Genomic DNA, 14,884 nt, shown 5'->3' on the forward strand with positions numbered 1-14,884 from the left:
CGTTTGCCTGCGATAGCATTATCACAGGCATCACGAGTGCTGGCATTAAGGCAAATCAAACAATAGTGCAGTAGACTGGTCGTCTAGTTCATTTTTAAAGGTGATAGTTTGTCGCTCAGTAATTTTTGCACCATCACCGGCCGCGAGCCTTTGTGACTCGACTATCAGCTCATCTGCAACTTGATGCACATAGACTCTTCGCCCCGCAGCGATGGTGTAAGTCAGCTCTGAATGCGGCGCTAAAATCAATTGCGATAAGGTCGCGTTTTGCTTTATGTGCAGGGTGCCATTTTCGCCTGTTGGCGTGGCAATGGGGGTTAATCCTATAGCCTTGCCAAAGTTTTTTTGCTGATAACCCGGCGTATTACCTAAAGTATTCGGCTGGATCCAAATCTGTAAAAACCTCAATGGCTCGGTTTTAGACGCATTGTATTCACTGTGAGTGATACCGCTGCCGGCCGACATAAGCTGGAATTCACCCGCGGGTAATACTTCAACGTTACCCTCACTGTCTTTGTGGGCAATGGAGCCTTGTAACACATAGCTGATGATTTCCATGTCGCGATGGCCATGAGTGGCAAATCCCGCACCTGGATCAACGCTATCATCGTTAATGACTCGCAGGGCTGAAAAGCCCATATGCTCTGGGTCATAATAACTGCCAAATGAGAAGCTGTGTTTACTGTCTAACCAACCAAAATTGGCGGTGCCGCGCTCGCTTGCCGGACGTAAAGTGATCATGATGTTCTCCTAAAGCAATACCAATCAGATTTGTGTTTTGATCTGATTGGTATGCACGATATTTGGGTGTGCTAATTTGATCTGAGGTTACTTAGCTAATCGGCGGGTAAGCGCGTTGTCTAGCGCTGCTTTACCCGAACCCGATAAAGCCAATGACACGCTGGCCGCTAATAATGCCAAGGCATACTCATAACCGTTGTTAGACATAAATAAGCCGTTGCTTAGGTGAACACTGGCAATGGCAATCACCATGGTAAAAGCCAGTGCGACAGCGGCTGGGCGAGTCAGTAAACCGAGTAAAATAAATAAGCCACCAAAGAACTCAGCACTGCCTGCCATAAAGGCCATTAACACGCCTGGCTCCATTCCCATTGACGCCATCCATTGCCCAGTGCCTTCTAGGCCGTAACCGCCAAACCAGCCAAATAATTTTTGAGCGCCGTGAGCCATAAATATAATCCCTACAGGAACACGCAATGCCAATGTGCTAAAACCTGCAGTAGAGTGTGTAATGCGTTTAATCAGTGCTTTCATGGTTTGTATCCTCAATATTTTTAAACTGTTCTGTGATGGTTGCTAAAGGCTTATTTAGCCTGTCTCAGCGATTGATAATGAGTATATTGGGACTTGATTGAATAAAAAATCGGAATAAACTGAGCTAATAGTTCAAATTTTTTGAATAAGGATGAATTCATGCACCATGCCATTACCATCGATGCACTGCGGGCTCTAGACGCCATTGAGCGCAAGGGCAGTTTTGCAGCTGCTGCGGCATCCTTGTATCGAGTACCGTCAGCATTAACCTACACCATCAAAAAACTTGAAGACGACATGGGCACGGCGTTATTTGACCGGACAAAACAAAAAGCACAGCTGACCCCTGCCGGTAAGCTGGTGTTAGAGCATGGCCGCGATATTTTGTTAGCCACGAATCGGCTGATAGATTCTGTGCAGCAATTAGAGTCGGGCTGGGAAGCTGAAATTAGATTGTCGCGCGATACCGTGATCCCGCAAGCGCCGTTGTTTCAGTTAATCGAGCAATTTAATCAGCTCGAACACTCGGTAGATATTAGTATCGATGTTGAAGCCGTGGGCGGTGGTTGGGATGCCCTACACAGTCGCCGTGCAGACATTGTGATTGGTGCCTCTGGCGAATTACCTAGAGGTGTATTTCAAACCCACAAAATAGGCGATATTGAATTTGTATTTGCAGTGGCGCCACATCATCCATTGGTATTTGTTGATGGCGTATTAGAAGCCGACAAACTCACCGAATATGCCTCGGTTGTGGTGGCCGATACCGCGCAAGTATTACCGACACGCAGCAGTGGTCTGTTTAAAAGCAAGCAAGTGATTAGAGTCAACACCATGGAAACCAAAATAGCGGCACAGCGCCAAGGTTTGGGGATTGGTTTTTTACCGCGGCACATGGTGCAGTGCTATTTCGACAGTGGTGAGTTAATTGAAAAACAATGCTCAATTCCACGGCCTAACCAGAGCTTGTATCTTGCCTGGCATAAAGAGCACCAAGGCCGCGGGTTTGAGTGGTTTATTGAGCATTTACCAAAAATTGATTGGGGATTAAGTTAGGTAGAGCTAAAAGGCTCAAGCGCATATAGGTATATATCTATGCCCTGATTTAACGACCTCTAGCTCAGAAAAACCATTATGCCGTTGCCTGAGATACCGCAGTGTTATTGGTTTTATTGTCTAGCGAGCCACTGTAGCGGGTTAACGCTAATGCTAACAAAACAATCACCGCGCCAACCCATGGGGTATGCATTAAGCCTGCTTGTTCAACAATTAATCCGCCGCCCCAGGCACCCAGTGCAATACCCACATTAAATGCGGCAATATTGAGGCCTGATGCCACATCAACTGCGTTAGGTGTATGCTCTTGCGCTAGTTTAACCACATAAACTTGTAAGCCTGGCACATTACCAAATGCAAATGCGCCCCACACCAAAATGGTGATAACCGCTGCAATAGGGTTAACCGCAGTAAAGTTAAATACCACTAAAATGGCGGTTAAACCGATAAAGATAATACTCAGCGCTTTGATTGGGCCTAACTTGTCGGCCATTTTACCGCCCCAAATATTACCGATAGCCACTGACACGCCGTAAACCAACATAATCAGACCAATCGCATGAGACTCAAAGCCAGACACTTGCTCTAAGATGGGTGCTAAGAATGTAAACGCGACAAAGGTGCCACCGTAGCCTAATGCGGTAATGGCATACACTAATAATAATCGTGGCTGAGTTAATACCTTAAGTTGAGCGGATATTTTAGTGGCCGCAGGCTGCTGTAAATTGTTTGGTACCAATAAACTGCTGCCTATCAACGCAATAAGGCCTAATAGCGCTACCGTTAAAAAGGTGGTTTGCCAACCAAATGTTTGGCCAATATAGGTACCTAATGGCACGCCTGTCACCAATGCGACGGTTAAACCGGTAAACATAATCGCAATGGCGCTGGCAGCTTTTTCTTTAGGCACTAATCCGGTTGCAATGGTTGAGCCAATAGAGAAAAACACTCCATGGGCTAGGCCAGTAATAATGCGTGCGACAATTAAGGTTTCATAGCCCGGGGCTTGCCATGCTAATACATTACCTGCCACAAACAGCGCCATAACGGTTAATAACACGTTTTTACGGTTCCATTTACCTGTAAGTGCCGTTAATACCGGTGCGCCAATCGCAACACCTAGGGCATACAAGCTGACTAACAAGCCTGCTGAGGGTAATGAAACATTAAGGTCTTGGGCCATGGTGGGCAGTAACCCCACAATGACAAATTCGGTGGTACCGATTGCAAAGGCGCTTAGCGTCAATGCGAGTAGGGCTAACGGCATAATGTGTTCCTCGGGTTTAATAAGGTGAATGAGTGGGTATTGCGTAATGCTGGCTATTATTCACGGTAAATTAGTTGTAAAAAACAGTGTCTTTAGCAAATAACTTTTGTGTAAAATGAAGGTAATTGACGTTAACCCGAGGTATGTATGCTGACTCGCTCAGATGATCTGGATATTTTATTAACTGTGGTCGACAGCGGCGGCTTTTCTGCGGCGGCCGATACGTTAAATATTCAAGTGGCGCGCGTGTCGCGGGCTGTGAGTAAAATTGAGCAGCAGCTTGGGGTGACCATATTAAACCGCACCACCCGACGTATTGAGCTGACTGACGAAGGCAGGCAATTTGTCGAATCGGTGAGAACGGGCTTACTGCAATTACAACGGGCAGAAGATGAGTTAGTTAAGCGAGGTGAGTTACCGCAAGGACGATTGCGCGTAGATGCCGCAAGCCCGTTTGTGTTTCATCAGCTAGTGCCGTTAATGCAAGACTTTAGGCAAGCGTATCCAGACATTATGTTAGAACTCACTTCAAACGAGGGGTATGTCGACTTACTGGAAAAGCGCACTGATGTGGCGATTCGTATCGGTAAATTAAACGATTCTACTTTGTACGCCAGACCATTAGGCAAGAGTGCTTTACACATCGTCGCCTCGCCAGCCTACATTGCTCGCCGAGGCGCGCCGCAAAAAGTGGCTGACCTAAGCGGCCATGAGTTACTCGGGTTTACCGAGCCAAAAGCGCTTAACCGGTGGCCGTTAAAAGGCAGCGAGGAAATTACGCCAAGCATCAGTAGCAGCAATGGCGAAACGCTGCGCCAATTAGCGTTAAGCGGTAATGGTATTGCGTGTTTGTCTGGCTTTATGATTAACGACGATTTAGCTGCCGGGCGGTTAGTCACTTTGCTTAATCAAGACAAAATTAATGTTAACGATCGCGAGCAAGTGAATGCGATGTATTACAAATCATCTACTGTGGCACGGCGGATCTCAGCCTTTATTGAATTTATTCAGCCTAGATTAACCTTGTAATATTGGACCGTAAATTAACATCAGTTTATACAAGATGCGTAGTTTACTGATTGGTGATATTGTGGCGTTTGTGAATTTTTCTCTATCTCAACCGATGACATCATGATTAAACATTTAATGGACTACCTGCGTTTAGTGCTGTTTGTTTGTGGCGTATTGATTGGTATTCAAGTTCCTGGTTTTGTCGATCAATATGGTCAACGCTTAGAAGCACATCAGTTAGAAGCCAAGCAAAGTTTGGCCGAATTTCAACACGACGCCGACCGCTTTTTTGCTGGCGACATCAGTAAGCTTATTCAACACTATCGCAAAAATAATGATCCGGTTTTCAATGCGGGTGGTGAAAGCGTTGAATCCATTTATCAACGTTACGTGGCGTTAACTGACGCATTAACGCGCTTTCGTCAACACAGTTATAGCCCATACCAGCAAGTGATCCTTGCACCGCAAACAGACATTCAAGCTGAAGTATGGAAAAACTATTCGCATGTGATTTTATTAAAGCCCGAAGCCATTGCCATAGGTACGTTACTTGGGCTGTTGATCTCAATTTTATGTGAGTCAGTATTATCTATTTTGTATCTAGGTTGCCGTAAAGTATTGGCGCCTAAATAACCCATTTATTCACCCTTAAGGAAATATGATTATGATCGCTACAGGACAATCTTTACCAAAAGCTACATTAAGCCAACTGACTAAAGACGGTATGGTTAATCACGATGTGACTGAGCTTTTTGCCGGTAAAAAAGTGGTGTTATTTGCCGTGCCAGGTGCCTTTACGCCGACTTGTTCAGAAGCTCACTTACCAGGCTTTGTAGTACAGGCTGACGAATTTAAAGCCAAAGGTGTTGACCTTATCGCTTGTGTATCTGTTAACGATGCATTTGTGATGAAAGCATGGGGCGAAGCGCAAAATGCCTCTGAATTAATGATGCTAGCCGACGGCGATGCCAGCTTTACTAAAGCACTAGGCCTAGAAATGGACACAGCAGGTTTTGGCGGTATTCGTTCACAACGTTACGCGATGATTATCGACAACGGCGTAGTGACATTATTAAATGTTGAAGCACCAAAATCATTTGAAGTGAGCACTGCAGAAGCAGTAATGGCTGCGCTGTAAGCTGTTATTTAAATTAGATTGAAAAATGGGCGCCCAGTGTGGCGCCCATTTTTTATAGAAAAAGAGTCTACGCATTGGCTTCGCTTATCCCGAGGTTTTGCTCAATATTGTCTACGCTGTTACTGACCTCGTGCGCAATGGTTTCGCTTTGTTCAAAAGCATGTTTAGCCCGTAGCATTAAGGTGTCCATTGCCGCGACAAACTCATCAAGATAATGTACTTGTTGCTTGGCATGTTCGCTGCCCTGGTTAGCACTGTTGGCCATTGCACTGGCTTGTTGTTGCACCTGTTTAGCTACGCTCAGTAAACTTTGGGCACGTGTTTTTTGTTGCTCAGAGGCGGCGCTAATGTCATTTACGCTTTGGCTTAATGCCTCATTTGAGCTGGTGAGCTGAGTTAATATCGCCATAATATCTTTGAGTGACAACTGGGTGCGATGAGATAAGCTACGCACCTCATCAGCCACTACCGCAAAGCCGCGACCTTGCTCGCCCGCTCTGGCCGCTTCAATGGCCGCGTTTAATGCCAGTAAGTTGGTTTGGTCGGCAATATTACCAATCACATCCACAATTTTAGCGGCATCATTCACCGAGGTACTCAACTGACTAAGTGAACGATTACATTGGTTTACCGTAGACAATGTATGTTCGGTTGCCGTTAATACGCCTTGAGCTTCTTGCTGGCTGGCTAACATGTCTGTCATGGTTTGTTGAGCGCTGTCGGTTAACTCACTAGACGACTGGTTTACTTGGTTGGCTAATTCAATTAAATCAGCGGTTTGCCCTTGTGCTTGTTGTACTACGTCTTGGGTTTGTTGGGTGCTGTTAGACAGCGAGCCAATACGCGCCACTAACTCACTTAATGATTGCGATACCGCTGTCATATTGTGCTTTTGTTGCTCGTCTTCTTGTTCAAACCGCTGCAATAAGCGATTAAAATGCACAGCAATTTGGCCTGTTTCGCATTGGCTGGTCACCGCTAATGGTTCGCGTTGATTAGATTCGCTCAACATGGAAAAAGCGCGATTTAAGCGCCGTAATGGTGTGACGACACGGCGCTGCTGCAAAATAAGATAACAGACTGCAAATAGCGCTAACACGCCAACCATGCCATACAGTAACCACTGCAAGCTGAGCTTTAATTGTTGGTCTGTTTGTTGTTGTGTTTCAGCTAACGCCACCAGTTGCTGCTCTACCTGGCTGGTGGCATTGATCAGCGCAGTTTGCACCACCTGATTTTCATTGAGCATAGCTTCGGTGTTGCTGACTTCTTTACTGTAGCGTTGGCTTAAACTCAGTAATTCTGAGCGAGGTGTTTCACCTACTTCAATTTGCTCTGGTTCATCGTCGCCTAACGCAAACTCGTCGACTTCTTCGGTGCGATAAATGCCGAGTAAAGGCAGTTGTTGTAATTGATCGTGCCAGGTGTTTAACGCATCAATGGTGAAATTTACGCTGTTGCTCACACCAGTATCTTTATCAATGAGTAAGGCTTGAGTGAGCTGCGATAACTGATACACCAGGCTGGGTAATTCTGTGCTGAGGGCGAGGTATTGTTGTGCCACGCTATTATTTTGCGGTGCCGATTGTGCATAACGGCTTAAGCTGCGGCTGTAACTGAGCATCTCCGATTCTGCAAACGCCAACAATTGACGCGGATTACCAGCTAATTTACCCGCAGCGCGATATTTTGTGTCTAAATCTTGTGTAAGTTGCACCATTAATTGGGTCAGCGAGGCGCTGTCGAGTTGTGGGTGTGCTTGTTGTAATGCACTGATGCTGTTAGTAATACTGCTTATATCTGTTCGGGCTTGCTGTAGATAATTGCTTTGACCAGTTTGCAAATATTTATCGATATTACGGCGCACATCATATTGAAAAGTATGCTGAATACGTTGCAGATTTTGGTTGAGTTGCTCACTCACTTGCCGTTGCTGATTACTCCACAACACGGTTGCAGCCAGCGAAGCCGCGAGGATAAGTAGTAACGCCGATGCGCCCAACGATAAGGTTGATATTTTCATTTAATAAAAACTCAAGCAATTTCCATTGTGGGTATTTTATGGCACTAATATGACAGTTTATCGTGCGGGGGTGAGACTTATTGCTTGATAATCAATTTGATTTATTTTTATTAATTATCAGTGGTTTATTGTTTGTGGTTGATGGCAACAAAAGTGAAACAGGGAATATTGTGGTGGTTAGCTGTTAAGCAGTGCAATTTAATGAGTGATAATTAACCAGTTGTCATAGATGAGTCACATAAGTGCGCGGCATTGACACATTGCTTTATATTTAGCGTAACAGTACGGTAAAACGTACCCGAAATAAATAGCATCAATTGTCTGCGAGTTTTTTATCCATTAATGGCAGCCAAACCTGAGCTTTTAAACCACCTTGGGGGCGATTAGACAATTTTATTTTGCCATGGTGGCGGTCAATAATCCGTTTAATAATCGCCAGTCCTAAGCCCGAACCGACACTACCACGGGCGGTGTCACCTTGAGTGAAGGGCTGAAATAACTGCTCAACCTGAGACTCATCAATGCCTGGGCCATTATCTTCAACGCTAAAGCAGACTGATTTACCCTGGCGGTATGAGCTGATTTTAATCCAACCATTGCCGTAACGAAACGCGTTTTCTACCAGGTTGCTCAGTACACGTTTAATCGCCACGCTGTTCATGGCAATGTCTGGGCAGTTGCCTAGCGACAGCTCTATGGTTTCTTCGCGATGAGATTCCTGTTGGCTAATCTCCTGGATTAAGCGATTAATCTGGTCTGGCTCGCGCACACCTTCACGGTCATTACGGATATAGGTAATAAATTGATTGATAATCGCATCCATGTCTTCAATGTCGGTAACGATGCCTTCTTTTAAATATTGGTCTTCTTCAACCATCATTTCAGACGCTAAGCGAATACGAGTCAGTGGCGTGCGCAGGTCGTGGGAGATACCGGCCATGAGTAAGGCGCGGTCTTGCTCAAGTTGTTTCATGCTATGCGCCATTTGATTAAACGCATGGGTTACTTCAACAATTTCGGTTGAGCCGCTTAACGGCAATGTGGGCGGGAAGTCGCCTTGAGACACCGCAACTGCGGCTTTTTGTAAGCGTTTTAATGGCCTGTTTTGTCTACGGGCAAATAACCAGCCGCCGGCGACACTGAGCGCGCCTATCACTAATAAATACAGGGTTAATGGCGATAAGTCAGACTCGTTAATGCCGGTTAAGGGTACTTTAATCCACAGCGTGGGGGCTTGAGGTGGCTTAATCCACACGTCGAGATTTTCACCCTGAGAAAAACGCACCTCGGCTTCACCGCCCAAATAAACCGACATTTGTTCAGACAAAAAGCTGTAATAAGTGGCCTGGCCGAGTCCGGCTTCTTGTGCTTGTTTTTGGTTGTAAACCGTCATGCCATCGTCACGCACTTTGGCGTTTAAGGCATCAACCATGGTGAGATGTTCGCGGCCAACATCCACGCCATCAACAAATAATATGTTGATTTGGCGGGCAATCAGTTGGTTAATTTGCTCGTAACTGGGCTTGATAAAGTAAACGGCGACCGACCAATACGACACTAATTGATTGATCAGCAATAAGCTGCCAATCAATAATACCGTTTGGCTAAACGCGCTTCGAGGTAAGAAGCGTTGCCACCATTTTAACTTGAGTTCCATGAATTACTTACGCGTGGCGCCGTCGGGTACAAATACATAACCTAAACCCCAAACAGTTTGAATATAGCGTGGGTTGGCGGCATCTTTTTCAATTAAACGGCGTAGGCGAGACACTTGCACATCGATAGAGCGCTCAAGGGCAGAGTAGTCACGACCGCGAGCAAGGTTCATTAGTTTATCGCGTGATAAAGGCTCACGTGGGTGGTTAACCAGCACTTTTAATACGGCAAACTCGCCGCTAGTGAGGGCAATGCTTTCGTCACCATGAAACATCTCGCGCGTAGCTAAATTCAGTGAAAACTCACCAAACTCAATCATTTCTTCTTGCTGCGCAGGGGCTCCTGGTACTTCAGCGGTTTGACGACGCATTACCGCTTTAATTCGTGCTAATAACTCACGTGGATTAAAAGGTTTAGGTAAATAGTCATCTGCACCGAGTTCAAGGCCAATAATACGGTCGACTTCATCGCCTTTAGCGGTGAGCATCACAATAGGAATTGGGTTTTCTTGCTGGCGTAAACGGCGGCAAATAGACAAGCCATCTTCACCGGGTAGCATCAAGTCGAGTACTAAAAGGTGAAAGTTTTCGCGCTCAAGTAATCGGTCCATTTGTTCAGCATTGGCTGCGCTACGTACTTGAAAGCCTTGCTCAAGCAAGTAACGTTCTAATAATGAACGTAATCTCATGTCGTCATCGACAACGAGAATCTTAGAGGTTTCTTGGCCCATGGAATATCCTTTAAACACTAAATTGATACCAGCAATGGCTCAGTATGAAGTGTAATCACTTGAATTTGAATAGCTGATTGCAGCAGAAATTGTAACTAAATAGCTGTAAATGCCGCTTTATTGTTTAAAAAGCAGCAAATGATCAGTGTTGTGGTCGGTATCTTGGTCAAAAGATAAAGCCAGTTGTTGGCGCATAGGGTGAAAAATCATGCGAGGTAATGCGGATTTCAGTTGTGGGTGGCTATCAAAAATAGGCTCACTAAATTCTTGCTGTTCTTCAAAGCGGCCCCATTGTAAGTGGGTATTGTGCGGATGAATGTGAGGGTCTTGATGTAAGTTCACATTCACTAAAGCGTAATAACCGCTGCTGAGCAACACAACACTACTTAATGCGGGCGTTGATAATTGATGCCAGACGCCGAAGATAGATTGGCGCTTATAGGCATAATAGTTATGTTGTTCATCGCTAATGCTGTCTGCGTTAGTGTCGATAGTGAAGACTAACTTTTTTGATTCTATATCAAGCGCGATATGCGGCTTGGGATGGGTAATTTGATACGCCACCAGGCCCAATAGCGGATTATTGCTATAGCTGGCCATAAAGCGCACACCATTAGGTTCAACAACGAGTCGGCCCCATTCGGCCACGCTTTGATGCGGCGTTAGGTGGTTGAGCTTGATGTATAAATAGCTTAAGTCACGGTTTAATTGCAGTAAGGTGATGTGCTCTGGAGTATCGATAATCCAATTGCCGAAAAATGCGTGCTGAACATTTGAGGTTAATGTTTGCGATGTCGCGTTGACGGGCACCACTAACGTTAGGAACATCATCAAAGACAGAATGCATAAGCGCAATGTTTTGTTAGCGGAATTGATGAGGCCACTAAGTAACTGGATAGTTAACGCGGTAAACATAATATCCCTTTATGTTTTTAGAGTGAGTAAATACCCAAACAACCTGAAGATGCTCGATTTCAGCAAGAGTTTACACGCGTTTAGGCAAGGCATTGATTGCGGGTAATGGTCGTTCCCTTTCCAAAATCAGCTAAATTAACAAAAGCCGCAGCATAAACACGTGTAAAACTTGCCCTTTGGGAGTTTCACCGTGTTCCCTGATTATTAAATCAAGAGCGTTGTTGCGCTAATTTATAAGGTACCTACATTACCGCATTAACGCGCCTAGTATTGAAAACACGGTGAAGCTCTGAAACACGGATCTTCAAGTTGATTGGGTATAGACCGAACTGCATGCGGTAATTTAAATGAGCTTTAACCCTAGTCAACAATGCTGAATAAGCAAGTAAAAAGCCCGCAGCATAGGCTAACGAGCTTTGTATTGGGTGACTGTCTTATGCCATGCGATTTTAATAAGCATGAGGATTACGTTATTAACCTCAACTCTGGATAAGAGAGGTATTGATAACGATATAAATCAATAGATTGACTAAAATCCACTGTCAAGCTTGTGATTTGTTTTGCTAACAAGGCGAATTAACGCGTCAATAGTTAGCCTATTGCAAGTTAATTCAACGCAGTGAGGAAGGCAAAGGACTGCTTGAAAGGCGTTTGTTATCCAGAGCTGAGGTTTATTACCGATAAAAGTTACACGTCATTTCAACGGCTCATTTACTGCGCAAATAAATGAGGCTTAATAAGGAAAAATATCGATTATTTTTACGACAGATTTTGACTTTCGACGGGCTGAACTATATCCTTTGTCGCTGCTTTACGCTGCCCTTTGTAGTTAAAGCGAAATCTTATGCATGTAAGCTCTTACATGTCATGAAAATAAGCTGCATTAGTTAACCCCTTCCTGATTGGATTGCGACAATCCATTTACAGTGGCAGTTTTGCTTTACCTCATATTTGATAGCATCTCGTTACATGACAGAACAACAGCTTAAAGACTGTAGTCGATACATCTATTTCGGCTAAGTATGTAATTTTGAAATAAATGATTAAATTTTAAACAGAGTGAATAACATGATACAAACCATGAAAAAAGAATGGTTCTCTAACATCCGCGGCGATCTATTAGCTGGCCTTGTGGTTGCGCTGGCGCTAATTCCTGAGGCCATTGCCTTTTCGATTATTGCCGGTGTTGACCCTAAAGTGGGGCTTTATGCTTCGTTCTGTATTGCGGTAGTGATTGCATTTACCGGTGGCCGTCCAGGGATGATCTCTGCTGCAACGGGTGCAATGGCACTGTTAATGGTGACCTTAGTAAAAGAGCACGGCCTTGAGTACTTATTGGCTGCCACTTTATTAACTGGTGTATTCCAGATTGCTGCAGGTTATTTAAAGTTAGGTAACTTAATGCGCTTTGTATCGCGCTCGGTGGTGACCGGTTTTGTGAACGCCTTGGCGATTTTAATCTTTATGGCGCAAGTACCAGAGCTGATTGACGTGACTTGGCATGTTTACGCCATGACCGCCACAGGCCTCGGGATTATTTACTTATTCCCGCTTATTCCGGTTATTGGTAAATCATTACCGTCACCATTAGTGTGCATTGTCGGGTTAACCATTTTTGCGGTATTTATGGGCATTGATGTGCGTACCGTAGGCGACATGGGCCAACTGCCAGATACATTGCCTATCTTCTTGTGGCCAGAAGTGCCATTGACTCTTGAAACTCTGATGATCATCTTGCCTTATTCAGCAGGTCTTGCGGTGGTTGGTTTGCTTGAATCAATGATGACAGCCACTATTGTTGATGATTTAACCGACACCCAAAGTGATAAAAACCGTGAGTGTAAAGGCCAAGGTATTGCCAACATTGGCGCTGGCTTAATGGGCGGCATGGCGGGTTGTGCGATGATTGGTCAGTCGATTATCAACGTTAAATCAGGCGGCCGTGGTCGTTTATCAACGTTTGCAGCCGGTGTGTTTTTGCTGATTCTAATCGTATTCCTCGGTGACTGGTTAAAGCTTATCCCTATGGCCGCTTTAGTTGCGGTAATGATCATGGTGTCTATCGGGACGTTCTCTTGGGATTCAATCCGTAACCTTAAACATCACCCAATGTCGACAAACCTTGTGATGGTGGCCACGGTTGTGGTTGTTGTTGCTACCCATAACCTGGCGATTGGGGTATTTGTAGGGGTGTTATTGGCTTCATTATTCTTTGCCAATAAAGTGGGCCGATTCATGGTGGTTAAAAGTTCAGACATTACTGCTGAAACTGGCCGTCATTATCAAATTGTTGGCCAGGTGTTTTTTGCCTCGGCAGATAAGTTTAGCCAATCATTTGATTTTAAAGAAGTGGTCGATAAAGTCACTATCGACTTATCACTAGCGCATTTTTGGGATATCACCGCAGTATCGGCGCTCGATAAAGTGGTGATTAAATTCCGCCGTGATGGCACCGAGGTTGAGTTAATTGGCTTAAATGAAGCCAGTGCAACCATCGTTGATAAATTCGGGGTGCACGATAAACCTGAAGAAGTCGAAAAAATGATGTCTGGTCACTAACCCTGAGCAACACCACAAAAGGAGAACAATAATGACAAATGTGATTGCTTGTATCGACGGTTCAAAAGCCACCTTAGCGGTCTGTAATGCCAGCGTGTGGGCCGCCACTCAAATGGCTGCGCCAGTGACCTTGTTACATGTATTAGATAAATCTGTGTATCCAACACAATTGAATTTATCTGGCAGCATTGGTTTAGGTACGCGTGAGCACCTACTCGACGAAATGGTTGAGATTGAAGGCCGCAGAAGTAAATTGGCACTCGAGCAAGGCAAATATATGCTCGAAGATGCTAAAACCTGTGTGAATAAGCAGCAAGCTAGCGTTGCGGTAGACACCTTACAGCGTCATGGCGACTTAATTGAAACCTTGTTAGAACAAGAGCCTAATGCACGCTTAGTGGTGATGGGGCGTCAAGGCGAGCAACACCAGGACCAACCCATTGGTAGCCATATTGAGAGTGTTATCCGCACGCTTAAGCAACCGATTTTAGTGGTAATGCCTGAGTTTACTGCACCTAAGCGTTTTATCTTTGCTTACGACGGCAGTGCTACCGCGAAAAAGGCCCTAGCTCGCGTGGCAGCCAGCCCTTTGCTTAAAGGTTTAGCGTGTCACTTAGTGATGGTGTCAGACAATCAAACGCAAGCCAGTGCAGAATTAGCCGCAGCGGCAGACACCTTAAACGGTGCAGACTTTACCGTGAGCACCGCAGTATGTCAGGGTGAAGTGCAAGCTGCATTAGAAACATACCAAGTTGAGCATAACATCGACCTAATGGTCATGGGCGCTTACGGCCATTCGCGTATTCGCGAGTTTTTTGTGGGTAGCAATACCACCAGAATGATCAGCAAAAGCAAAATCCCGTTATTACTGCTGCGTTAATCATAATGGCTCGCTGATCGCGAGCGGTTATTAGCGGATTGCGATTAGCGAATAATAATGAGCTATGAACAAAGTGCTGATAGCTAAACCTTGATAGCGATAGTGAATAGTGTCAGTTGATAGCTAATAGCTGATAGCTAAAAGTTAAAATTGATAGCTAAAAAGCCACTCCGGCAGTGTATGTCGGAGTGGCTTTTTGTTTATGGCTTGGTTACGGTGATTTAAGGCCTACGAGCACTTACATCGTGGCGCTTCGAAGGCTCCAGAGCATGGACTAATGTCACTTTGCTTCACTTCAACTTCATTAAACCCGTCTTATATGGACCCACCCGTTTTGCAAGTGATTTCGAAGCGTTAATAAACAAATTCATTGC

Annotated in this window: 13 protein-coding genes; 6 read left to right on the forward strand and 7 right to left on the reverse strand. The window is 45.0% G+C overall.

The genetic code is table 11. The features are described 5' to 3' along the window. Positions 1-45 precede the first annotated feature (45 nt). Both IEY42_RS18075 and IEY42_RS18080 read right to left on the reverse strand, forming a co-directional pair. Positions 46-741, reverse strand: a complete 696-nt coding sequence (locus IEY42_RS18075) for a pirin family protein (RefSeq protein ID WP_188926697.1) — start codon at positions 739-741, stop codon at positions 46-48. An 87-nt stretch (positions 742-828) separates the two neighbouring features. Next, positions 829-1,275 carry a DoxX family protein gene (locus tag IEY42_RS18080; RefSeq protein WP_188926698.1) on the reverse strand — a complete coding sequence of 149 codons (447 nt, stop codon included), beginning with the start codon at positions 1,273-1,275 and terminating at the stop codon, positions 829-831. Positions 1,276-1,434: 159 nt separating this feature from the next. On the opposite strand from IEY42_RS18080, the gene IEY42_RS18085 reads away from it, so the two are divergent. Then, positions 1,435-2,331 carry a LysR family transcriptional regulator gene (locus IEY42_RS18085; protein ID WP_188926699.1) on the forward strand — a complete coding sequence of 299 codons (897 nt, stop codon included), beginning with the start codon at positions 1,435-1,437 and terminating at the stop codon, positions 2,329-2,331. Between the two features lie 76 nt (positions 2,332-2,407). Here the strand turns inward: IEY42_RS18085 and IEY42_RS18090 are convergent, their stop codons facing one another. Continuing rightward, entirely contained in the window at positions 2,408-3,598 is a 1,191-nt protein-coding gene (locus IEY42_RS18090; RefSeq protein ID WP_188926700.1) for an MFS transporter, read from the reverse strand. A gap of 147 nt (positions 3,599-3,745) precedes the next feature. Here IEY42_RS18090 and IEY42_RS18095 point away from each other — a divergent pair, with 147 nt between their 5' ends. The 3 genes from IEY42_RS18095 (at position 3,746) to IEY42_RS18105 (ending at position 5,747) form a co-directional block, all read left to right on the forward strand. Then, positions 3,746-4,627, forward strand: coding sequence for a LysR family transcriptional regulator (locus IEY42_RS18095; RefSeq protein WP_188926701.1), 882 nt, complete (start codon positions 3,746-3,748; stop codon positions 4,625-4,627). Between the two features lie 102 nt (positions 4,628-4,729). Then, entirely contained in the window at positions 4,730-5,242 is a 513-nt protein-coding gene (locus IEY42_RS18100) for a DUF2937 family protein (protein WP_188926702.1), read from the forward strand. 31 nt (positions 5,243-5,273) lie between these two features. Continuing rightward, positions 5,274-5,747 (forward strand): peroxiredoxin, encoded by a 474-nt coding sequence (locus tag IEY42_RS18105; RefSeq protein ID WP_160052049.1) that lies wholly within the window; start codon positions 5,274-5,276, stop codon positions 5,745-5,747. Positions 5,748-5,814: 67 nt separating this feature from the next. Here IEY42_RS18105 and IEY42_RS18110 read toward each other — a convergent pair whose 3' ends face one another. From IEY42_RS18110 to IEY42_RS18125, 4 genes are all read right to left on the reverse strand, one after another. Further along, on the reverse strand, positions 5,815-7,770 hold the full coding sequence (locus IEY42_RS18110) for a methyl-accepting chemotaxis protein (protein ID WP_188926703.1): 1,956 nt from the start codon (positions 7,768-7,770) through the stop codon (positions 5,815-5,817). 313 nt (positions 7,771-8,083) lie between these two features. After that, positions 8,084-9,427, reverse strand: a complete 1,344-nt coding sequence (gene envZ, locus IEY42_RS18115; RefSeq protein WP_188926704.1) for a two-component system sensor histidine kinase EnvZ — start codon at positions 9,425-9,427, stop codon at positions 8,084-8,086. 3 nt (positions 9,428-9,430) lie between these two features. Then, entirely contained in the window at positions 9,431-10,156 is a 726-nt protein-coding gene (gene ompR / locus IEY42_RS18120; protein WP_188926705.1) for an osmolarity response regulator transcription factor OmpR, read from the reverse strand. Between the two features lie 117 nt (positions 10,157-10,273). After that, complete coding sequence (locus IEY42_RS18125) at positions 10,274-11,071, reverse strand: hypothetical protein (RefSeq protein WP_188926706.1); 798 nt, start codon at positions 11,069-11,071, stop codon at positions 10,274-10,276. Positions 11,072-12,139: 1,068 nt separating this feature from the next. On the opposite strand from IEY42_RS18125, the gene IEY42_RS18130 reads away from it, so the two are divergent. Together IEY42_RS18130 and IEY42_RS18135 are read left to right on the forward strand one after the other, a co-directional pair. Next, the gene (locus IEY42_RS18130) at positions 12,140-13,630 is read left to right on the forward strand and encodes a SulP family inorganic anion transporter (RefSeq protein WP_188926707.1); all 1,491 of its coding nucleotides are present in this window, start codon (positions 12,140-12,142) and stop codon (positions 13,628-13,630) included. Between the two features lie 31 nt (positions 13,631-13,661). Then, on the forward strand, positions 13,662-14,510 hold the full coding sequence (locus tag IEY42_RS18135) for a universal stress protein (protein WP_188926708.1): 849 nt from the start codon (positions 13,662-13,664) through the stop codon (positions 14,508-14,510). The last annotated feature ends 374 nt before the right edge of the window (positions 14,511-14,884 follow it).

The sequence above is a fragment of the Shewanella algicola genome (assembly GCF_014648035.1).
GTDB lineage: Bacteria > Pseudomonadota > Gammaproteobacteria > Enterobacterales > Shewanellaceae > Shewanella > Shewanella algicola.